We start from the raw sequence: 22,960 nt of genomic DNA, 5'->3' as shown, positions 1-22,960 counted from the left end.
TTCCAGCGGCTAGTCTCTATTCTGCGCAGGCCTGGCGTTGAGAGCCCGTTGGCGCGCGCTCGAAAACTCGGTTTGCGGGGCATCCTGCGGCAACTTGCCTACCATTACCGCGTCATGCGATCTGATCGGATTAATCAGCGTTACGACCGTCAACATAATGTCGACACCTGGCGCTGTCTAACGGTAAAGGAATTGCAGACATCCAGCAGCAATTTTGCTCTCTCAGAAAGGTATATACCGACGCCCGAGCTGACTTTTCATGCGCTGCTTTCGGTGCTAGCTGCTGACTATAAAGACTACAGTTTTATAGACTTTGGTTCGGGCAAGGGCAAAGTGTTGCTGATGGCTTCCCGATACCCCTTCACCAGCATTACCGGGGTTGATTTCGCCGGTAATTTGCATGCGATAGCCGAAAAAAATATTCACAGGGTCAAACAAAACAATCAGCTGCAATGCGATAACATTCAAGTGGTGCTTGGTGAGGCAGAAAAACTGCCACTTCCCACAGGTAAGTGTTTCTTTTTCCTCTACGCGCCTTTTTTCGGGGCGGCGCTGGAATCGACGCTGGAGAGTATTCGAGCATCACTGACGCAGAGCCCCAGAGCAGCAATCATCTGCTTCATTGATGACGATGTCCCCGGTTCATTGGTTAATGAGGCTGCGGAGAGGATAGCCAGCTGGGGTATATGTTCAGAGATCCTGTTGCCGGTTCTGCCAAAGGACGCCGCTGCGGTGTGGCCAATCAGGGCGACCTGCTGGCGCAGCTCGCCCAGCTAGCTCATTCACCAACCTTGGATAAGCGGCAACGGTCCTGGTAAGACTACTTTGGCTGATTTGACGAAGACCTCATCGATGTAGAAGGTATCACCGTAGCCCCGGTGCTTACGTTTCAATCTGCGTATGTACTCTCTGGTTACAGATATGCCGCGTTCAGCTAGAAGGTCTTCACTATCACGGTGGCTGAGATTAAATCAATAGTACAGCCAGACGGCGTAGCTGACGATGTCGGGCAGAAATCTGTGGCGCTTGTAAGTATTCTCTCGCCGATTCTACCAATATCGGTTGGTTAACTTGTCTATACCGATGCCGAATGCGTCGGGATTTTTTGCAACGCTACGGCTAGAAAAAAGCTATCATCGCAGCCGTCCGAGCCACTGGACAATATTTATTCGTCACTGGAGAAGGCTGAAATCATGACAAATACTACAACCACTGATGTTCTTATCATCGGTGCCGGCGCAGCGGGCTTGACCGCGGCATTGGCTGCCCACGATGGCGGCGCAAAAGTCACCGTAATCGAGAAAGGTGGGAAGCTTGGCGGAACCGCTGCAATCTCAGGTGGCATTGTCTGGGTGCCAGATAATCCACAAATGAAAGCTAAGGGCATAGATGACAATCGTGACGATGCACTCGCCTATTTTAGATCTTTGGACCATGGCGAAATGAATACTGAGACTCTGGAGGCCTTTGTCGATCAGGGTAGCAACGCGCTTGAATTCCTGAATACACAGGATGCCCTGGAGCTACACATCCTCGATGGTTATCCGGACTATTACCTTGACCACCCCGGCGCGAAAACCGGCGGAGGGCGAGCCCTGGATAACGCACTTTTTGACTTCACTGCACTCGGCGATTGGGCTGACAAAATTTATAACGGCGGCGATGTGATGCGGATGATGCTCATTGAAACGCCGCTTGGCGGAGGCAGTGGCATCGTCGAACAAGAGGAAATGCAGCGTCGTATTGACGGTGATTTACGCGGTTGGGGTCAGGCGTTGATCGGACGCTTGCTAAAAGCCTGCCTTGATCGTGATATTGACGTGCTGCTTCAAACGCGGGCACGCAAGTTAATCAGTGAAGAGGGTCGAATCACCGGTGTGACTGTGACCAAGGGTGGAGTCGATCAAACCATCAACGCACAGCGGGGAGTCATTTTGGCGACCGGCGGCTTTGAATGGGATGAAGAGTTAAAAACTACATTTTTGCGTGGCCCTCTAACTGCGCCCGCGTCACCGCCCACCAATACAGGCGATGGTCTGAAAATGGCGCTTAGCGCGGGAGCAGGGCTCGGCAATATGACCAGTGCCTGGTGGATGCCAACACTGTCTATGAGCGGCGCACGGTGGCCAGATAATGGGGCACCGCAAAAAGATGCGCAACGGTCGATGCCGGTGCTGATCGAACGGACCTTGCCGCATAGCCTAATGGTTAATCGCCAGGGCAAACGATTCTGCAACGAAGCTAATAATTATTCTGCGCTAGCCGGCGCGTTCCAGAGTTTTGACCCGGCCACTTATGATTATCATAACCTGCCTGCCTATCTGATTATGGATAGCCAATACCTTGGCCGTTATCCTATCGCATCAGTGATGCCCGGAGATCCATTGCCCGACTGGATTGTTCAAGCTGCAGACTTGCCAAGCCTCGCTCGCGCGCTGGAAGTCGATGCAGAACAGCTGCAGGCAACGGTCTCCGCATTTAATATGCACGCGGAAAGTGCGACGGACCCTGAATTTGGACGCGGCGAAAGCGCCTATGACCGTTTCTATGGTGATCGCTCGCGACCCGGCGCTGCAGCCACCTTGGGGCCGGTTGAAGTCGGGCCCTTCTATGCCGTTGAAATTAATATGGGCGCGCTGGGAACCAATGGTGGCGCCAGAACAAATGGTATGGCGCAGGTGCTAGATGTATACGGCGAGGTTATCTCGGGTCTTTATGGAGCGGGCAATGTGATTAGCAATCCGACCGGTAGCGTTTATGCTGGCGCTGGCGGCACTTTAGGTCCGGCACTTACTTTTGGATATATTGCCGGTAAATCTGCCGCCCAATTGGGGAATGCATAATGACTAGAATTTTGGTGCTCGGCGCAACAGGAGATCAAGGCCACCCTCTTATTACGCGACTACTGGATGCGGGCTTGACGCCCGTCGCCGCACTGCGCAATCCTGATGCTTTGCAGGGCACAGAGTTCGCCAACGTCGAAACTGTGCAGGCTGATCTCTACGATGCTCAGTCTATGATTAATGCAGCACAAGATACAGACGCCATTGCCGCGAATCTGCCATTTGTTTTTGATCGCGAAAAAGCTAAAACGCTGGGCAATAATATCGCGGCAGCGGCAAAAGAAAATGGCGTTAAGAAGATTGTCTTCAACACCAGTTGCTTTGTCGCTGACAAGGATAATGACAATCCGGCTCATGATGGACGCCGTGATATTGAACAGGCGATTATTAACAGCGGAACACCCTATGCCATATTCGAGCCCAAAGTGTTCATGGACAATATGATCCGCGGCTGGAACAAGCCACCGATTGTTAATCAAGGGGTATTTGCTTATCCCGCCAAGCCGGATTTACTCATTTCATGGATTTGTCTAGATGATGTCGCCGCCTATATGGTGGAAGCGCTTACCAGAGATGATATTCCCAGTGATCGTTATGCGATTGGTGGGCCAGAGGCTTTACTGGGAGATCAAGTTGCCGAGCGACTGAGTAAGGTGATGGGGAAAAAAATTACGTTTAATAGCCTTACACCCGATGAATTTGCCTCCGGTATGAGCTTATTGGTCACCGGTTCGGCACAAGTAGAACCCTTATCAATCTACGATGGAATGGCGGGGTTTTATCGATTCTATAACGTGCAAGCCGCTTCTCCCTTGATCGCCGACAATGACAAAATCAACCGTATTTTTTCGCATCGACCCGCTTCGCTTGAGCAATGGGCGGAACGACAAGACTGGACAGATCCGACCGACCCCGCGCTCAGAGTTAGAATGGCGGGAGTGGCTTAGGGCAGGTGGAAATTCTAACCCATTCCGCGAATGCACCAACCCTAAGATTCCGATAGTGTTCTGCCCGGACTACATGCCTACCCACATTGATGGCCTAACTTGGTAGCTCCTGCCAGCGCAGTATTGATTCCCCTGCGCTATCCGTGCGGATTTAAAAGGCGACATTACAAGCCGCATACGCTTTGGCCTTTATATCAATATTTTTTTGACGTGAGCCGAGTCCCTGGACGCCCGACTTTTGCAACATGCTTACAAAGGTCTTGCCAAAGCAATTGCAGTCAAAGATGTTGAGATTGAGACTTTTACACGCCTGCGTTTCGGTTTTTTCAGTAGCCTGAGCATCAAAACATTGGCTATAAGCAGGGCTTTGGGCAAAAGCATAGTCCGTGAGCTTAGGGTCGTCACTTTTCCGCTTGACGTAGGCATCTGCCAAACATTCACAGTTGTAATATGAACTTGTCGCGTCGCCATTTAGACAGTTTCCATAATATTGCATTTTCATAGCGGAACCGGATACGGCGGCCTGAGTCGAAATCGTTTCGGCTTGTTCGCTACCATTGATTCTGTTGAGCAGCTCCTGCTGTTTTAGTTCCTGATTACGCTTGGCCAGAATGCCCTTAGCTTTGTCTTTTTCATCAATAGTGATACCAGTGATCAACTGGTATTCGTTAGCAGCCAAAAGCGTAAAGTCTTCGGCACCAGCGTTCACATCACCATTCAAGGTATCGCGAAATCTTGCTTTTAGGCGCTCTACCTGCCGAACCATCAGATCAGCTGCGTAAAGCTCAGCGTAGCTGAATCCAGTCAATTTAAGTTGCTCGCGATCGATGGGGGCATAGGTATTGAGTTGCAGCTCACCACGCTCTCGAACCTGCTGCTCTACCTGACCACCCATGGTTTTCGCTGTTTCAAAATCTTCAAAATCAAAGATTCGGCCCGCCTTCCATACCTTACGATAACAGGCTTGCAGAGCCAGCCCGGTATTGTTCAATGTCTTGTGACCAGCGGCCAGAGGATTCTGGCTAAACTGTTGCCATAATGCAGGTGCTTGTTCGCATTGCACCATATCCAATATTTTTATCTGTGTAGTAATCTGCTGCTTGTTACTACCAGGCCTGGTTGAGCTACTTATTCTGGAATACTGACCGTATAAATAATCGACACCCTGAAATGAAGACTCGAGCAGCCGATATTTGTCCGCACTGGCCAGTTGCAATTGATACCTGGCGCTTTGAGCAGCGACCTGGAAAAACTTCAGTGCATCTCGTGTTTCTTGTTGGTTGGCATTGAGCCATGCCTCGAAATTTTCATTTTTGAGCAGCTGAGCATAAAGTTGGATATCCTTGTCATTACCTTGCCGACTGTTGAATTCGGCGCGGCGAGCTTGGGCGTAAGCATGCCATGCAGGTAGCCATTGCTCTTCGCTCATCACGCGCTCTGGTTCACTACCACGAGCTACTGCTCTATCAACATCGACCGGAGCCTGGCTTATGTAGCTATCCGCAAAAGTCTGCAAATCACTTTGAGAGCCTATTTGAGCATATTGCGGCTGCAATCGACTTGCTAGCTCTTGATAACAGAAACGATGCAAATGAACGGGGCTAAGCATTTGCTCAAAGGGCGCCTTTTGTACATTCCCATACATATCTGCCCTGGTAGCCACCATCTTAACCTGCCAATCCGTTGGTTGGTTGTGGGTGCGCAGATACGCCATATCACAAGAGCCATTAACAGCTTCATACAAATCTTTTTGCCGTCCAGCCAAGCCTACCTGCGTTACCTTTTCTTGCCATTGTTGCCGTTGATTGGCGTAACTGGCTTCTTTGGACAGCAAATCATTAAAGGCTGTACGTAACTGCGCTGCGCTATAAGGGATGGTCCGGGCTGCTGTTTCCAGCGTTTTGTAATCGGGCATTGATTTGATTGAACTTACCGCCGTGGCAAAGCTAAAGGAGTTCAGCGCGTTAGCACCTGTCAGATCAGCAATTTGCGCTGCCTGCTTTACCGCTGGATCAGGTTCTTCTATGGCGAGGTCGAGGCTCAGGGCAGGTTTAGGTGGCCAAACGCCGGTTTTAATAAGTCCTACAAACTCCAACAGGGCCAGGTAAGACTCCGGTTGTTGCGCCTCAGGTAGCTTTTTATACAGACTACCGCAGGAAGTATTTAAATCTATTTCAATCGTCCGCAGTAAGTTGTAGGTATTACGCTCTTTATTTGCGGCACTGATATTTTTGGGAGCTTGTTTGATCGCGTCGAGCAATTTGACAACTTCGGTCTTCTTATTTTGGCACATTGAAGTACACAGCTTTGTCATCTGCGCACTGCTCTGGCCCTGACAGTTCTGAGCCAGGTCAGCATACAGGCCCGGTATTTTGTCGGCGTCTACTTGCCCATTAGCGTCATAGATATTGGTATCGATAATAACCTTTTGAGCGACTGGCTGCGCGGGCGGAGCCTTTGCATTAGCTAATGCTTGCTGTCCATAACCAGCCATCTTTAACTTGAATAACTCGGAGCTCAGGGTCGCTTGTAACGCACCTACTTGATTAAACAGCTCGGAACTACGACCGTCCTCATTGGCTGCCATGGCGGTAACACAATTCATAATGGCATTTTTCGTGTCGCCACTAATACCAGCGAAGGTCTTGGCCTGTTTAAATTGTTCTGCAGAGGCGGTGCAAATTTTGGTGCAGTCAGAAGTGGAGAACATACTGTTGTCACAAACTTCCGCCGCGTCCTCGAGCTTTTGAATATAGGGGGATAAGTCGGAAGCAGCTGCACTGGCTTGTTGGAGCGCAAACAAACAAACCAACAAGGCTGGAATACGTCCCAGAAGTAATCTCATGAAAGTCCCTTTTCATTCTAGTCTAAAAATTTTTTAACTGCCCTTCGATGCTACGCGAATAATATTGCATACGCCATAGCTCTCGTTTTCTAGGGCAGGGCTCTAATAGTCAAGGTGCTGACAATTGAACTTGTCAGTACCCTGTCAGTATATGTGCTCACAACGCATCTTCTAATGTCCTATACTAAAAATCGAGAAGGCACCGCGGCAAGCTTATTCAGGAGAACATGCGTGACTGCAGAAACACTCAAGGAAATATTCTGCTCGCAAGTCAGCGACGGACCGGATTTAGCGGCGGTCGCACAACTCGCTGCGGATGCAAAGAAGGGAGGCTTCGCAGTCGACGCTGAACTACGTATACGCGTCGCGGCCATGATGGCGCATGTAGGATTTCTTGCGCCGGATCGCACTGGTGAAGTATTCGACGCATTTGCCGTCGGTTGGCTGGAGAAACCAGTGAGGGCGACACCGATCTCCACCCTCGATCTTTCAGCGGGAACCGTGAGGGATGATCTCCTGAATGCCTACTGGTCACTAGTCGAAGACGGCGTGGCGGGGAGCCTCGACGCAGCTTCAATCACAGAACGAACCGCCGGGTTGGGAGGTTTTCAGAACGAGGTTTTTCAAGACCGGCTTGCGCAATCCTCGTTGCAGTATCCAGGAGTAAAGGAGATCGCCGGGCGTTCGACTCCACCCGGCTTCAAACTAGCGACCCTGGCTGCGTGTCCGCTCGGCTCGATAGGAAGGCAATATCACGACCTGATCGTCGACAACGGATTCGATCTTGAGGTGCTCGACGGTCATGCACTCGGTTTGTCTAAGCTCCCACCCCCTCTCGACTTCCTCAACGCGCGCAATCTGCAGACCCATGATCTATGGCATCTAGTCGCGGGATACGAGACAACAGTTCTTCACGAATTCGCGATCGCTGCATTTCAGCTGGCGCAGTTCGGTCATAGCTACTCGGGCAGTTTGATGGCGGTGATGACGGGGGTTGCTGCCTTAAGTCCGGCAATCGGTTTTCCAATCTTGATGGATGCCGTGCTCACCGCATGGGTGCACGGGCGCGAGACTTCACCCATGATAGGCATTCACTGGGAAGACTCATGGAACCTCAGCGTGGAAGAAATCCGCCAGAACTACGCAATCTCGCCCTACGCGAGTCCACACCCCGCGAACCTCTTCGAACTCGGAGCCGCGTAAGCCTGAAGATGGCTCTGACAAGTTAACTTTTTTTAGGGCCAGAGAAATCTGACCTCTTCGTCCAGACAATCGCCCTACTCCACTCATTGAGCGCAATGACTCCAAGATTCAGGTAATGCTGCGCTCGAGCCAGATGCCTACCAAGATTAAACGGATTACTGATGGCAGCATGAACTTTCAGGAATCGCTGCGCCTGCCTAACTAACGCAAACCCCTGTCAGCACCTCGACTCGGCTTCTCAATCAGAACATGTTGTTCCTTAGTAGCCCATTAGCCTGTAGCATTTATGAATGAGCTTATTCGATCAAAGAGACAGCTGCCCGGTGTGTGATGGCGGAAAAGTAACCGCGATTTTGGAGTTACCCTACTCAAGCGGTGACGTTTGCACTTTTTTATTTGAGTACTACCGACTGGAAGAGTTGTTCAGCAGGGCAGACTGGGCTAGCCGCGTTGGCAATACCCCCTACGCACTCGATTCCTGTCAAAATTGTCAGGCGATATACCAGCGCTTTGCGCCAACATCAGCGTTCGCTGCTGAAATCTATGCACAATGGATAGGTCGGCCATCAGTAGGCACGTCTCAAAAACTCAAGTATTTGAATGGCCAAAGCGGAGAGCATTGGCAATTTCAGAGTTTTGCAGAACACACTCATAAGCTGAGCGAAGCCATGCGCCTGACCAAGTTACTCATAAACCAGACCGGCAAGCGCTATCCCCGCGAACTGAAGGTTCTGGATTACGGTCTTGGCACGGGTGTATTTGCCCGCGCGATGCAGGCGTGCGGCTGCCGTGTCTTCGGCTATGACCTCGCGGATAATCGACAGCAGGCGGCGCGGGAGTCCGGCATCCAAATGCTCTCGTACGGAGACATAGCTCATGAGCACTTTCATTTTATCAATACAGAGCAGGTTTTTGAGCACATACCATCACCGCTGCAGACGGGGAAATATCTTGCTTCGGTACTCGAGCCTACGGGATTTTTAAAGGTCAGCGTACCTTTTTGTCGTTGGGTGGAGCGAGGCAAGCATTCCATCAACTGGCATGAAAAGAATCGCTATAGTGACTACTCACCTATGCCCTATCAGCCGCTGGAGCATCTAACTTACTTTCGTCGCCCGTCTCTTTTAGCACTGGGAGAACGCATAGGTTTGAAGGAGGTCAGGCCACGCATTATTGACGAGCTAAATTACTCTGTGGGCTGGCTGCACTCCAGACAGGCACTGAAGAATCTGGCATCAGCCTATGTTAGGCAGAAGTTTAAAAACTATTTCCTGTTCTCCAAGCCCTCTGTCGGAGTACTACCAAACTAACTTCAGAAAACCGCTGAAGTCATTACTTGAAGATCAAGCAACCGCCCTGCCACATTCTGTAAGCGCACCGACCTAAGGTCACGGTAGTCGTTAGCGCGAACCAGGTGCCTGCCTGTATTGAAAAAGGCATACACAGCGGCCATGGCTAAGATTGAATCAACAGTAGTGTACGACCGCTCACTGATGATCTAAGGAGAGAATCGGTGGCGTTTGTATGTGCTCGTCCCCCGCTGCCACCGAAATTCACAACTTAACTTGACGGTCCCGTAAAATGCACGCCACTTAAAGGCGCTAGCGTTATAGTACCGGCCCCAAGATGGCGATTGAATTGTTCCACAATCGTCGGCCGAGAGACCAGTTTTCTACTGCCTGTTTTGACACTACTATCGAACTATCTATATAAACCTGCTGACGTTCTCGAATAGTTCGTGTGAGCTCTGGGTCATACAGCAATATATTGTTCTCATAATTCAGGTCAAAGCTACGCCGATCCATGTTAGCCGAGCCAATCAGAGTAATCTGGCCATCCAGGGTCAATGTCTTGCTGTGCAACAGGCCACCCTCATACTCAAGCAGTTCCACCCCCGCATCGAGCAAATCGGCATAATAACTGCGGCTGGCGGCCGCCACTTCAATCGAATCGTTTCTCGCTGGCAATATGAGCGTAGTGTGGACGCCACGATAAGCCGCAGCACATAGAGCGCTCTGCATCGATTGGTCGGGCACATAGTAGGGGGTAGAAATCACCAATTCTTCGCGGGCACCGAAGATCAGTGACTCAAACATCTCCGACATTGCCGAATGCCGAAGGGTCGGGCCGCTCGCCACGACCTGGGCTACAGTATTACCGGCTAACGCAGGAGTTGTTTGCTCACTGTGAGCATGCAGGTCTTCTCCCGTGTAAGTCATCCAGTCGGTGGCGAAGAGCAACTGGTTTTGGCGCACGACAGGCCCGGTTAGACGAATCACTGAATCCACCCAAGGTGCGTACTTTGCCTTGACCCGAAATTCAGGGTCGGCGCAATTCTGGCTGCCGCAGAAAGTCACCCGGCCATCGATTACCAGAATCTTGCGATGATTGCGCAGGTCTATGCGGCCCTGCAGAGGTCGTAGCAGAGGATTACCCAGAGGCAACGCCACGGCTGTTTTTACACCAGACTCAGCCATTTCGCGCCACAAACGCGATCTCAACAACGCACGGGAACCCAGAGCGTCCACCATGGCACGACAAGTCACTCCCCGGCCGGCCGCGCGCTTGAGTGCTTCCGCCATCCTGCTGCCGTTGTTATCCGTAAGCCAGATGTAAAACAGCAGGTTAACCTGCTCCGTGGCAGCGTCAATATCGGCGACCATATGCTGGATGGTAGCGTTGGAGTCAGCCATCAGCTCCGCGTGATTGCCCGCTACCGGCCGGAAACCGCTGATCGATGTTCCGACACGAAACAAATGCATATAATTTGGAGGCACTTGCACGAGAGGGTCATCCACGGTGATCGGCTGCGGAAGCTCCTCGATTGCTTTATCCATAGAGTTGCGATTGCGTCGCCCTATATTGGTCTCACCCAGCAGCAGATAGGCCAGGACGCCAAGCACTGGCAAAGACCCTACCACCGCTAACCAGGCAAGGCGAGCGGCCGGCTCTCGATGCGGTCGTAGCAGGATACGAACTACAACCGCCCCTACCGCCAATAGATGTAACAACAAAAAAAATAGGCTCTGAGTCATAGGCCTAGATTGCACCATCGCTACCTCTGCTACAAGACCGAGCCTCCATAGATCTCTCAGAGCGGTACTGACATATCTATCGCAGATTTTTCAACGCAGAGCAGGGTCTGGTTTATCAGCATCTATGTCGAGACTGCGCATCGCTTGCTTCAACTCAGCATCAGACAGCGACCCCATTTCGTGCAGCGACACCAGCGTTGCTTGCACAATATGGCGCTGGCATATTTCAAAATGATCACGCAACGCTGCTCGCGACTCGCTCAAACCATATCCATCGGTACCAAGCACCGTATAAGTCGGCGGCATCCAACGCGCAATACTATTAGGTAATGCCTTCATATAATCAGAGACGGCAACAACCGGCGCGGAAACATCAGCAAATAATTGTTGGATGTAGGGCACCTGCTGCTGCGCCAAAGGGTGTAAACGGTTATAGCGCTCGCAAGCTTCAGCCTCACGAGCTAGCTCCGTATAGCTGGTTATGCTCCAGATATGCGCCGCGTAACCCAATTGCTGCAGATGCTGCGCCGCAGCAATAGCCTGCTGCATAATCGAACCGCTGGCCAGCAAATGCACTTCTGGCCCCGACGCTGTACTGCGCTGCCAACAATAGGCGCCGCGCAAGACGCCCTCGTCAACGCCTGTGTCGCTAGCCATGGCGGGCATGACATGGTTCTCGTTGTAGACTGTCAGGTAATAGAAAATATTCTCTTGCAGTTCATACATACGATAAATGCCATCGCGCACAATTATCGCCAGCTCATAGGCAAAGGCAGGGTCATAGCTCTTAAGGTTGGGCACGGTGCTGGCGAGCACATGAGAGTGTCCATCTTGATGCTGCAGGCCTTCTCCGTTAAGCGTAGTACGACCGGCAGTGCCACCCAGCAGAAAACCACGACACATCATATCGGCGCAGGACCAAATCATATCGCCGACGCGCTGAAAACCGAACATAGAATAAAATATGTAAAAGGGTATGGTGGGCACGCCATGCACCGCATAGGCGGTACCCGCCGCCAAAAATGATGCCATGGCACCGGTTTCGCAAATGCCCTCCTGCAAAATCTGTCCGTCGGTAGCCTCTCGGTATGACAGCAGACTTTCGGCATCGACCGGAGTGTAATTCTGACCCTCGGGGGAATAAATTCCATTAACCTTGAATAGGCCGTCCATTCCAAAGGTGCGTGCCTCATCAGGCACAATCGGCACGATATATTTCCCCAGCTCAGCATCCTTCATTAACACCCCCAGCATTCGTACCACTGCCATAGTGGTAGATGCCTCACGCTCTCCAGTGCCCTGCAGAAATGTTCTGAGGGTATCCAGGCTTGGCGCCTGCAGCGGCGGACACTCGACAGTTCGTTGCGGCAGGTAGCCACCCAAGTTTTCACGCTGCTGCTGTAAATAGACCATTTCTGCACTGTCTTCGGCGGGCCGGTAAAAGGCCGCTGCCTTGATTTCAGATTCTGATAATGGAATCGCATAATCCGAGGCCAGTTGCAGGCGCTCTTCGGCATTGAGGTTTTTCTTCTGGTGAGCGGTGTTGCGGCCCTGAGCAGATTCACCCATGCCGTCGCCCTTTACGGTTTTAATCAGAATAACCGTGGGCTTGTCCTGCGCTGTTGCAGCGCGCTGGTAAGCGGCAAAAATTTTCTTCGGGTCCTGGCCTCCGCGCTTGATCTCTCTTAGCTCTTCGTTGGTCAGCGAATTCATCATCTGCTCCAGCGCCGGGTCACCGTCGACCCAATGCTCACGTTGGGCATCCCCAGCCATAATGGAATAGCGCTGGTAATCTCCATCCACACAATCTTCCATGCGTTGACGCAGAATGCCCTCAGTATCCTGGGCCAACAAACCATCCCAGCCGCTGCCCCAAATAACCTTGATCACATTCCAATCGGCGCCACGGAACGAACGCTCCAACTCCTGAATGATTTTGCCGTTACCCCGCACCGGGCCATCCAGGCGCTGCAAGTTACAATTCACGATCAGTACCAGATTGTCGAGCTTGTCCCGCGCGGCAATATTAATAGTACCCAGTACTTCCGGCTCGTCGGACTCGCCATCGCCGACATAGCACCATATCTTCCCCCCGGTACGTGGCTTCAACCCTCTGTTTTCCAGGTACTTGGCAAACCGCGCCTGATAGATGGCAGTGGGCGTGGAGAGGCCCATGCTGGCATTAGGTAACTGCCAGAAATCGGGCATGGAACGCGGATGGGGATAGGAGGACAAACCACCTCCATCTGCCAGTTCACGGCGGTAATTAGCCAAGCGTTTGCCGTCGAATCTGCCTTCGAGAAATGCCCGCGCATAGATACCCGGCGCGGCATGAGGCTGCGGCATCACCAGATCACCACCATAGTCCTCCGAGCGACTCCTGAAGAAGTGCTGAAAACCCACTTCCAGCATGGTGGCAGCCGACGCATAGGTGGCAATATGCCCACCGACACCCCTGCCTTGATCCACCGCCTGTAACACCATCGCCATCGCGTTCCAGCGAATGATGTTTTCGATCCGTTTCTCCAACGCAATATTGCCCGGGTATGGCGCCTGCTCAGAGGGAGGAATGGTATTTACATAGGGTGTATTCAGAGTTGCCTCACTGAGCGCAATACCGCGCGTTAGTACATGGTTTTGCAAGGAACGCAGAATATCGCGCACCCCCGCTTCTCCATATTCGCGGTAGATGTTTTCCAGCGACTCGATCCACTCATTGCGATCTTCTGCCAACTCATCTATATAGCCCGGAAATGGCTGTTCTGACATACTTTTACTCACTCGATCCAGGGGGGGCTGGAAACTGTTTAGATACCCCTAGTATAGAGATCAAGCCGAGTTATCGATTGCAAATATGCCCAATGATTGGGGACATTTAGCAATTATAAGTATATATTCTCTGAAATATTAGACTGATATGCCAAATGAAGCTAGATCGAACAGACTACCAGATTCTTCACCACATCCAGAACAATGCCCGCATCAGCAATATTGATCTGGCCGAAATCGTCGGCCTGTCGCCCTCTCCCTGCTTGCGGCGCGTCAAGGCGCTGGAAAGAGAAGGTGTCATCAAGCGCTATGCGGGCATCGTGGACGCCAGCGCGGTCGGGTTGCCTATTTCCATTTTCGTTAACGTGTCATTAGTCCGCCAGGAACGTATGGGACTAGAGGAGTTTGAGCAACGGATTAGTTCATATCCCGAAGTGATGGAGTGTTACCTGATGACCGGTAGTTCAGATTATCTGGTGCGAGTCGTGGCGCCTGATTTACAAGCCTATGAACGCTTTCTCGCCGACAAACTTACGCGCATTCCAGGGGTGGCAAATATACAATCGAGCTTTGCCCTCAAACAGGTGGTCTACAACACCGAACTACCTCTGCCAAAGGCGCAGTCATCACCCTGACTCAATTGTGCAATGGCCATAGCCTCACGGAAATGGCCCGCAGCGAAACCGCCCGGTTATTTTCATAGTAGCTGGTGTTGCGTATCGCTTCGGGAATGAGCTCGCGATGCGCCACGCGGTAACTTCTTAGCTTTTCACTACCGGTTGGGCGACTCAACTTATCATCACTCACTCTTCTCCCCCTTTGAATGTCCATCCAGCAAGTCAAATACACCCTCTTCGTGCAATACCCGCATACCAAGTCTCTGAGTCGAAACGCCCCTACGCAACAGGTAGTCGAAGCGAAGACGCCCCTCACCCTCTTCCGCTTCAAAATTACGGCAGTCAATCTCATCGGTGATGCTCAGCTGCTCACTCAGTTCGATCAGATGCGATGAGAACATAAACAGGCAATCTTCCTTGGCCGCAAAACGTTCCAGAACGGCTAACGATGCATCAAATGCGTCCTTCACATTCGTCCCCTTGAAAGGTTCGTCCATGATCGCCACGACCCGGTAGCCTTCTGCAACTGCTTGTGCGACAGCCCTGATTCGCAATGCTTCAGCACGGAAATAGCTGATACCGCTACTCAGGTCATCACTTAGAGAAATCGAGCTAAACAGCCGTTGCGCTGGAACAAAGCTAAAATTTCTAGCCGGCACACCCATGCCTAAATGCGCAAAGTAACATGCCGCGGCAAAGGCACGCAGATAAGTCGTCTTACCGGCCATGTTGGGCCCAGTCAGGAACAACACTCGGCGCTTCTGATTAAGCTCTACCGGATTGGCAACTGCGTTCTGTACAAATGGGTGAACCAGTCCCTCGGCATGAACTCGAAGCGGCCCCTTCTCGATATTCGGCAAAATAAATCCATTCTTGTCGGTAGCATCCGCCATCGCTACGAGCGCGTCGATCTCGGAGACAAGCTGCAGCAAACGGACCATCGTTCCCTTCTCGTGTAGCCTGAACACCTGATCAAGGCGCAGCACCTTCCAGAGCCGTCGCCCAGTATCATCATCAGAAATCTGCAACAGTCTTGGAAGGTCGAGCAGTGCACTCATTTCCTCCAATAGAGGCGCCAACTCACCAACAGGCGATGCCAGTTCGAGCTGTTTAGCGAAACTCCGTAGCGCAACAATGAGTTTGCAGGAGATCTGAACCCCGTACACAATCGCAGAATAGTGCCTGTTGTTATTGGCCCATAGTGAAAGGGCACCAAGGCCAAACTCCAGTACATTTTCCTGTGTCACGCTCGGCAAAATTTCTTCAGCATAATGCTCAGCTCGGCCAGCAAGATAAGCGGGGGGTAGCTTCCTGAAAGCTTGCCGATGCGCGAGAATGAAGGTAATGGATTCCTGTGTTGCGGTGATACGCGCGGCATTGGACCAGGGACGTTCCATTCGCCTGCGCAGAGCCCTCGCACCACCTTCAGATTGCGCAAGATTACAAAGCTGGAAGAGGCTCGCACCTTCTCCATCCGTGTGGAAAATTTCAAGGTCCTTGATAGTCTGAACATCGAGGATCATGATGTCGGAATCCACCCGCGAGGGGCGTAAAGCTTCTTTCTCTGGCGTTAAGGCAGAATCCATATGGTTAAGTCTCCTCGTGACTCGCGCAGATTGCTAACCCCTGCTTGGACGGTCAGTGATCACTGCCGCCTACAGATACCCGAGGGGCGGCTCTACCGCTACAGTGACCTGCTGGCAGCGATCTAACGAAAAATGCCTCGCTCCAGAATCGTGCCCTGCCCAATGGGCCTACCCACAGCCAACCATAGACTGTAGGTGTCGGTCGTAGTGGCACCCACGCCAACGGTCAAAGGCCCAACCGGAGTCCGACCGGTAAAGTAAACCGAGCCACCATAGACAACACCGTCATCAACCAGATCGAGCCTGTTGTTAAACTCGCCTGCCTGCAACCCCAGACCGGCATACAACGCCTGCCCGCGAACCGACAGAATCTCCTTCACCTGCCACAAATAGCTCGTGGACACAGTCCAGTATTCCTCGGTTCTGACCTCTCCCAACTGATAACCGGGAAAACTGCCCGGGCCGCCGATTTTGAAGTAGCGATCTCCGGGCAGATCACCACCAAGACTGGTACCGCCCGCCGCCGACAACCAGATAACATCATTACGTACCGGCAAGGCCGTCGCCGCGCCTACTTCCAGTCGCTCCCAGTCACGATCTGCACCCATAGACTCATCGCTTTGCGAGAATTCCAGTGCCAGAGCAACGCCACTGGTCGGATTAAAAGAATTGTCACGGCTGTCGAGGGTGAAAGAGAATTGGACACCGGCATCTGTCACCTTCTCCTCAGGCAAAACGGGATTACCTGTGGAAACATTGATATCGCGCTTGGCATACAAGTAGCCGAGGCGAACCTGGCTCAGGTTGCCCAAATTGAGGCCCAGATCGGCGCCGCCTTCAAGATCCCCGAAACGGTAAACGGCCACCCGGTCTCCATCGGTGAACAGGTCCTCCGTCGACCTGCTTAACGCCAGTCGTGGCTCCACAAATAAAGTCTGAGAGACTTCCAAAGGCTGGTAAAAACGGGAAGATATAAAGCTGTCGTAGCCGAGCTGCAGCTCATTGCGCCATTGGGCGCCCAGCGCGTTAAGCCACGTCCGCTTGTGCTGAGCGTAGACAGAAAACGCAAGGTCTCCCTTTTCAGAAGCGTATAAGCCGAGGTCAAATTCCAGATAATTGGGTCCTACGCGCTTTTCCTTGGGCAGCCACACCAGTGTCGGATTCTCAGGGTCGCCCTCCAGCCGATACTCCACCGACTCAAATTCCTGAAGGGCAGACATGCGCTGAGCTTCGTCGCTAATAGCCTGCGTATCAACCGTATCACCGGCACGTACTTGGGAGCGCTGGGCCAGAAAATCTGGATTGACCCGCTCCAGCCCATCAAAACGAACACCAGCCAGTTGCGCCTTTATCTCCTGACCTGAGGTGACCGTACCACGCCAGGCCAGGTATTGTGCCTTCGGCACCGCGAGCGCGCTTAGCTGGTCGGCAACCGCTCTAGCGGCAGCTTCGCCCAGAGGTATGGTGGCCGGGATTTTCTCGAAATCGGCGGTTCCAATATCACCCATATGCACATCAATACGAATATCGCCGGCGCCAAGTGAGTTCAGCTGCAGTTCCTCGTTGGCACGAATCATCACATCCATACTGCGCCCGACCAATTGCGTGGCGCTCTGCAGCTGTGATGCATCAACTGCCGGCTCAACCAGATTGACCACAATAACCAGATCCGCACACAAATCGCGGGCAACATCCACCGGGATGTTGCGCACCATACCACCGTCAGACAAAACCTGAGTGTCTGTGATCACCGGCGCGAACGCACCCGGGATGGCCATACTCGCGCGCATAGCCGTAGCGAGATCACCCTGCTTGATAATGACCATATCGCCGGTAACCATGTCGGTTGCCACCGCTCGAAACGGAATCGGCAGTCGGTCAAAATCGGGCTGCATACGCGACTGAGCGACGTAACTGCGCAGTAAGTCCTCAATCGAACTGGTACTGACAAAACCACCGGGGAACATGACTGCTCCGTCCTTGATGCCCAGCTCCAGATTGTTACTATACGTCACCCCGGAGCGCTTCTGTTCAATAGGCTCCAGTTTGCGCCTGCCCTGCCCACCCACGATCAACTTCCAATCAATACCGGTGACAAACTCCTCCAGCTCAGCCGCGGGAATACCGGAGGCATAACCCGCCCCAACCAAGGCACCCATACTGGTACCGGCAATACAATCAATGGGTACCTGTATCTCCTCGAGCACTTTGAGCACACCCACATGAGCGCCGCCCTTGGCCCCGCCCCCTGCCAACACCAGACCGACCCTGGGCCGCTCGGTCGCGCCAGATTCAAACTCCGCCATTGAATCTGCTACGGGGTTTAATGCGCATGCAAACAATATGCAGCCGGCAAACCGACACCAGCGAAAATTGGCACCACTATTCATAGCCACAGGTATCTCCAACGATAAAATAAGTACAGGCATAACCGGATATCAGCACGTCTGATTATGCCAGGGAATGGTCGACGCCAGTCACGCGCCATTCTACAGCATCGCTACCGTTATGGCTCTGGCGTGATCAGGCTGCGACTTGCTGCTGGCAAGTTCAGGGCAATTTCGGGACTTGCCCACGCGGTTCTGCCAAGTTGCGTAACTGAGACAAGGCAAATCCATCCAGTGGCCGCTAAATACCTGTCCGTCATATCCAGAGCAACGTAGACTGCAACATTAACTGGCGACCTGAGTGAAATCACATGTTCTTTGGCTGGAAAGTAGTGGGTGGTGCTGCCGTTGCCCAACTCTTTGTTATTGGGTTTTTTTCCTACACGTTCAGCCTGCTGGTCATGCCCCTGCGCAATGAGTTCGGGGCGAGCCTGGAACAGGTGATGTACAGCATGACACTGTGCACACTCGTGGGTATGTTTATGAGCCCTCTCGCCGGGGCCATGATAGATCGCTACCCGGTACGTTGGTTGATGATCGGCGGCGCGGGCATTTATGCAGCGGGTATGTGGCTGCTCGCACAGGCCAGCAGCATCACCATGTTTAGCGTTATTTTTGGCGCCTTTGTTGGGTTGGGCAATGCATTTGTAGGCCCCATGCCCGCCAATGCAGCCATCTCGCGCTGGTTTACCGCATCCCGCGGAAAAGCGCTGGGGTTTTCGGCCATCGGAACCTCTGTGGGCGGCATGTTGCTTCCAGTCCTGTTCACATGGTGGATTGCAGACTTTGGCTGGCGCGGCGCGCTGCAAAACTTCGCCGCCTCCATTGTGCTGGTCCTGATACCTATCATGTGGTGGACCATTTACGGCAAGCCGGAAGACAAAGGCTTGCAGGCCGAAGGGCTAGACAGCCCACAGCCAACCGCCCTGCCGGACGAGCAAGCTATGCAAACAATGGACATTCTGCGGCAGCCTGCTTTCTGGCTGATCGCAGCAAGCCTGGGCCTATTACTGGCCACCTACGGGGCCATCCTCGCCAATCTAACCCCTTACGCAACAAGCCTGGGGCGCAGCGATGGACAAGCCTCTAGCCTGCTGATGACCATTGCCGTCGCCGGTCTTACAGGCAAAATCATTTTTGGTATTGCAGCCGACAAGTTCAGCCTCAAGTTTGGCCTTGGCATCGCCCACGTTTTGGTGGCGGTGGGCTTTCTGATGCTGTCGACCAAACCGGAATATACAGGCATGCTTGCGGCCTGCGCTTCAATTGGACTGGCCGCTGGCGGTATGCTTCCTGTGTGGGCCTCCATGCTGGCACAGGTATTCGGTGTCAGCAGCTTCGGGCGAGCCATGGGTATGATGGGACCGGTCATCACACTGATTGTGATGCCGAGCTTTGTCATCGTCGGCAGAGTTGTCGACACTACCGGCAGCTACACGCTATTGCTGCAAGGGTTCGCGGGCGTTCTCGCGATAGCCATTTTACTGCTCTTGCCGCTGCGCATGGAGCGCGCCGGCTAGCATAAAGGTAGACCAATAAAGGGTACTGACCAGTTAACTGGTCAGTACCCCTCACAGGGCTGAAGCCCAGATGTTAAAAATGCAGACGTAAGAAGAGCTATGAACCGAGAAGATACAATTGATACAACCAGGCGCGTACTGGACCTCATTGCGGTTAAGAACCTCGAGTGCGCTCCATCACCGCAGCGGCTATCGAGCAGCATGTTTGTCGAAGCCGAGCGCTTTGAGCGAGATCGAGAGCTCTTTGCGAGAACTCCTCATGTGGTCGCCTACGGCAGTGAAATTAAACGCGGTCACTATTTAACCCGCACAGTCGCAGACGTTCCTGTGCTGTTAGTACGTGACGAGGACGATATACTCAGGGCGTTCCTCAATGCCTGTGCGCATCGCGGTGCCTGCGTGGCACATGGAGCGGGCGAGGCACATCGTTTCAAGTGCAGTTACCACGCCTGGTGCTACGACCAGACGGGCAAGCTTATTGCCCGACCCGGTGCTGAACATTTTGATGGTATTGACGAGGCGACGCTCGGGCTCAAACCGCTCCCCATCAGCGAGATGAAAGGACTAGTCACTATCGGACTGCAAGCCGGCGTTGAAGTGGACGGGCACCTCGACTCAGTCGCCCCCGCGCTTGCTTACCCGTTTGAGAATTACGAGCACCTTGAGACGCGCGAATTTCCCGTCGCTGCGAATTGGAAACTCGTGGTCGATGTGAACTTCGAGGGATATCACTTTCCTTTTCTCCACAAGCAGTCACTGCATCCGTTTGCTTTGGGGAATGCATCTTTCGATCTTTTCGGGCGTCATTGTCGCTGGGCTTTTCCTATGCGGTCGATCGAGGAGCTGCGCGACTTACCAGAAGACCAATGGCCAGATTGTTTCGACGGCACGGTTGTGTACTTTCTGTTCCCCAGTTGCGTTCTGGTACAGGGGGCCGCAACGTCTCAAATGATACGGATTGACCCCGGCTCACATCCGGGCGAGGCACGCGTGCATTTCAGTTACATGTTAACCGGGCCCGCTAACGAAGAAGAGCGTGCCCTTCATGCTCAAGGCGCGCAGTTCGCGAACGATCTTCTGCGCGGCGAAGATTTTGTTGCTGCAGCCGAGTGCCAGCAAGGATTTGAGAGGGGGCGCGATTCAATCGTCTTGGGGCGGAACGAACCGCTCCTTCAGCACATTCACAGAGTCTGGGATGAAGCCATTGGGATGGTTCTAAAAAGCTAACGCTGAGGAACCAGGAGATTCTAGCGCACGAGTCTTAAGCCACCGCCCTACTCCGCTCACCGAACGCTCCGAAGTTAAGACTACGATAATGGTGTGCGCCAACATGGTGACTACTTGGGTAGCGCCAGACGGCACAAGAAATGATATCGGGTGGCAATCGGTGACGCTTGAATGCGTTCACCCACCGATTCTAACGCAGTTGAAAACTTACCTTGTCAGTACGCCTAAGCGGTTTCGTGCTCAGCGTTGTGTTTTAGCTGCAGGACGACGTAAAACCCCCAACCCGGCCAAGGCCGAAGCAAAGAACAGCATGGCACCGGGAAGCGGCACTACTGCCGGGTTGGCCACGGTACCAGCCGCTGAAAAAGTGTATAAGCCGCCCAGGGCGTCAGCTGTAAAAATCAGGCTGCCGATTGTATCGTCGAACCCATTCAGGCTCCAGGTACCGACAAGCGTCAAATCAAGTGACTGAGCGGTTTGTACGTCCGTGACAATATTTGCCGCCGTAAACGCGCCGCCGTTGGAAAACGTGAGAACCGGACCCGCTGTGGCCGGATTGAAACCGAAGCCGGAAAAACTGGCCAGACTACTGGCGGCGAACGCAAAATCGTTAGCACCGGCGGCGATGGTTACCGGTGCTGGAAACGCAAGGCCAGTGGCGCTGGTCAAATCTGTACCGCCCGTGGGGACATAGGTGCCAAAAAAGGCCATTTCGCTGCCAGCGCTTATTTGTGCAGCAGAGACCGACAGGGAAATCCCTGCGCCCATCATCAACGACAGGACAACAGAACTGATTTTCTTGACTACATTTACAGTTTTCATTATGACTTTCCATGAATGGGTTAAGTGTTGCCTAAGCGTGGTTATCCGATGGTGCGCTTAGCGCCATCTCCTGAATCTCATAGGCTCTTACAGATTTTTGCCCAGCAAGGTTCTAAAAAAGTGTCAAACCTGCCAGCCTCGAAGGCTCGCTCAACCGAAGCGACGTCGAGAAAACCCAATACCTGCCAGACCTGCAATCAGCAATAGTAAAGTGGCGGGGGTTGGGACCGCGTTGGACTCGGTAATCGAAGAGAACGTGGAAAAACTACTGCCCTGCTCGCCAGAAAACGTCCATTGCCCTGGGGTATCGTCAAACCCTGTCGCGCTAACGAAACCGCTGCCAGTCAGGTTGATTTGATCTGAGTCCCGAAACATCAGACTCACATCCAGCAAACTAAAGCTATAAGTGATGGCGCCCACATTGATTGTCCATAGCGGCGCAATAGGTGTAGTCGTTGGAATAAAAACCAAGGCATTAAAGGTCGCACTGCTTCCCAGCGCCGGAAGATAATCTCCGCTCGCTGCCGCGACTAGCGCGAAACTCACATCCAAACCCGTGGCGTCGCTAAACTCGACTCCCGTGCCGCCAGTAGTTGAGAACAATCCCCCAAAACCAATGGCGCCATTAATGGGCATGGCAGTGGCCGAAATCGGTAAAGCCAGTAACAGCACTGCCAACCATTGTCGTGGAAGACACTTATTCAGACTCTCAACAAACAACATTACTCAAGCTCCATACTCGCACTGATCAATCCGTAAAGGATCGCCAGTGAAACCGCGGACCACCTGGTTGGAAATCCGTCGACACACCAGCTAATGCAAGAGTAGGGCCACATTGCGAATCTAGCCGCCACCAGCCAATCTTATGGTGCAAGCCGTGACCTGGTTCCCAGTATTGAGCCCGCCAAGCACACGAGCACCTTTAAGACCTAGGCAGGGATATAGTGCGGTTGAAGGGCTTGGCGCAGACTGTAAAGAAAGCTGACCCATTCAATGCTTCAGAAATGGCCTGCTGTGATCTGGTTCCCAGTTTCGGATAGAGCGAGCAAGCCAAAATGTCAGACTGTGAAATGGTTCTCTCGTCTCACGCCGATGTTTGGCGCGGATAGCGAATATAGTGTAAAAAAAGCTGACAGTTTAAGTAGTTTGCTGCTCTGAA

Annotated in this window: 15 protein-coding genes and 2 pseudogenes; 8 read left to right on the top strand and 9 right to left on the bottom strand. The window is 52.7% G+C overall.

Translation table 11 applies throughout. The features are described 5' to 3' along the window. Positions 1-114: 114 nt before the first annotated feature. Positions 115-777, top strand: coding sequence for a class I SAM-dependent methyltransferase (locus EYC98_RS07795; RefSeq protein WP_279244756.1), 663 nt, complete (start codon positions 115-117; stop codon positions 775-777). A 56-nt stretch (positions 778-833) separates the two neighbouring features. Here the strand turns inward: EYC98_RS07795 and EYC98_RS21735 are convergent. After that, a pseudogene (locus EYC98_RS21735) lies at positions 834-1,013 on the bottom strand (IS6 family transposase); the annotation flags it as partial. 180 nt (positions 1,014-1,193) lie between these two features. Between EYC98_RS21735 and EYC98_RS07785 the strand changes: the two are divergent. Then, positions 1,194-2,843 (top strand): FAD-dependent oxidoreductase, encoded by a 1,650-nt coding sequence (locus EYC98_RS07785; RefSeq protein WP_279244755.1) that lies wholly within the window; start codon positions 1,194-1,196, stop codon positions 2,841-2,843. Beyond that, positions 2,843-3,790 carry an SDR family oxidoreductase gene (locus EYC98_RS07780; protein ID WP_279244754.1) on the top strand — a complete coding sequence of 316 codons (948 nt, stop codon included), beginning with the start codon at positions 2,843-2,845 and terminating at the stop codon, positions 3,788-3,790. Before EYC98_RS07785 ends, EYC98_RS07780 begins: the two co-directional genes overlap by 1 nt. Positions 3,791-3,941: 151 nt before the next feature. Here EYC98_RS07780 and EYC98_RS07775 read toward each other — a convergent pair whose 3' ends face one another. Beyond that, a complete protein-coding gene (locus tag EYC98_RS07775; RefSeq protein WP_279244753.1) occupies positions 3,942-6,635 on the bottom strand; it encodes a hypothetical protein in 2,694 nt (897 codons plus the stop codon). Between the two features lie 231 nt (positions 6,636-6,866). Between EYC98_RS07775 and EYC98_RS07770 the strand changes: the two genes are divergently transcribed. Both EYC98_RS07770 and EYC98_RS07765 read left to right on the top strand, forming a co-directional pair. Beyond that, positions 6,867-7,838, top strand: coding sequence for a Coq4 family protein (locus EYC98_RS07770; protein ID WP_279244752.1), 972 nt, complete (start codon positions 6,867-6,869; stop codon positions 7,836-7,838). Positions 7,839-8,128: 290 nt separating this feature from the next. Beyond that, positions 8,129-9,148, top strand: coding sequence for a class I SAM-dependent methyltransferase (locus tag EYC98_RS07765; protein WP_279244751.1), 1,020 nt, complete (start codon positions 8,129-8,131; stop codon positions 9,146-9,148). A gap of 297 nt (positions 9,149-9,445) precedes the next feature. On the opposite strand, the gene cls is transcribed toward EYC98_RS07765, so the two are convergent. Continuing rightward, on the bottom strand, positions 9,446-10,873 hold the full coding sequence (cls, locus tag EYC98_RS07760; protein ID WP_279244750.1) for a cardiolipin synthase: 1,428 nt from the start codon (positions 10,871-10,873) through the stop codon (positions 9,446-9,448). Positions 10,874-10,963: 90 nt separating this feature from the next. Then, positions 10,964-13,642, bottom strand: a complete 2,679-nt coding sequence (gene aceE, locus EYC98_RS07755; RefSeq protein WP_279244749.1) for a pyruvate dehydrogenase (acetyl-transferring), homodimeric type — start codon at positions 13,640-13,642, stop codon at positions 10,964-10,966. A gap of 155 nt (positions 13,643-13,797) precedes the next feature. Between aceE and EYC98_RS07750 the strand changes: the two genes are divergently transcribed. Beyond that, positions 13,798-14,277, top strand: coding sequence for an Lrp/AsnC family transcriptional regulator (locus EYC98_RS07750; RefSeq protein ID WP_279244748.1), 480 nt, complete (start codon positions 13,798-13,800; stop codon positions 14,275-14,277). Between the two features lie 49 nt (positions 14,278-14,326). On the opposite strand, the pseudogene EYC98_RS21730 reads toward EYC98_RS07750, so the two are convergent. From EYC98_RS21730 to EYC98_RS07735, 3 genes and pseudogenes are all read right to left on the bottom strand, one after another. Continuing rightward, a pseudogene (locus tag EYC98_RS21730) lies at positions 14,327-14,416 on the bottom strand (IS6 family transposase); the annotation flags it as partial. A 25-nt stretch (positions 14,417-14,441) separates the two neighbouring features. Further along, positions 14,442-15,845 carry a MutS-related protein gene (locus tag EYC98_RS07740; RefSeq protein WP_279244746.1) on the bottom strand — a complete coding sequence of 468 codons (1,404 nt, stop codon included), beginning with the start codon at positions 15,843-15,845 and terminating at the stop codon, positions 14,442-14,444. A gap of 122 nt (positions 15,846-15,967) precedes the next feature. Then, on the bottom strand, positions 15,968-18,151 hold the full coding sequence (locus tag EYC98_RS07735) for a patatin-like phospholipase family protein (RefSeq protein WP_279244745.1): 2,184 nt from the start codon (positions 18,149-18,151) through the stop codon (positions 15,968-15,970). Between the two features lie 392 nt (positions 18,152-18,543). Between EYC98_RS07735 and EYC98_RS07730 the strand changes: the two genes are divergently transcribed. Then, the gene (locus EYC98_RS07730) at positions 18,544-19,752 is read left to right on the top strand and encodes an MFS transporter (RefSeq protein WP_279244744.1); all 1,209 of its coding nucleotides are present in this window, start codon (positions 18,544-18,546) and stop codon (positions 19,750-19,752) included. A gap of 99 nt (positions 19,753-19,851) precedes the next feature. Beyond that, the gene (locus EYC98_RS07725; protein ID WP_279244743.1) at positions 19,852-20,979 is read left to right on the top strand and encodes an aromatic ring-hydroxylating oxygenase subunit alpha; all 1,128 of its coding nucleotides are present in this window, start codon (positions 19,852-19,854) and stop codon (positions 20,977-20,979) included. 240 nt (positions 20,980-21,219) lie between these two features. Here EYC98_RS07725 and EYC98_RS07720 read toward each other — a convergent pair whose 3' ends face one another. Both EYC98_RS07720 and EYC98_RS07715 read right to left on the bottom strand, forming a co-directional pair. Next, entirely contained in the window at positions 21,220-21,801 is a 582-nt protein-coding gene (locus tag EYC98_RS07720) for a hypothetical protein (RefSeq protein ID WP_279244742.1), read from the bottom strand. A gap of 150 nt (positions 21,802-21,951) precedes the next feature. Then, positions 21,952-22,524, bottom strand: coding sequence for a PEP-CTERM sorting domain-containing protein (locus EYC98_RS07715; protein WP_279244741.1), 573 nt, complete (start codon positions 22,522-22,524; stop codon positions 21,952-21,954). Positions 22,525-22,960 lie beyond the last annotated feature (436 nt).

It is taken from the genome of Candidatus Litorirhabdus singularis, assembly GCF_026262625.1.
In the GTDB taxonomy this organism is placed as follows: Bacteria; Pseudomonadota; Gammaproteobacteria; order Pseudomonadales; family Halieaceae; genus Litorirhabdus; species Litorirhabdus singularis.
This window is presented reverse-complemented; position numbering and strand designations above follow the sequence as displayed.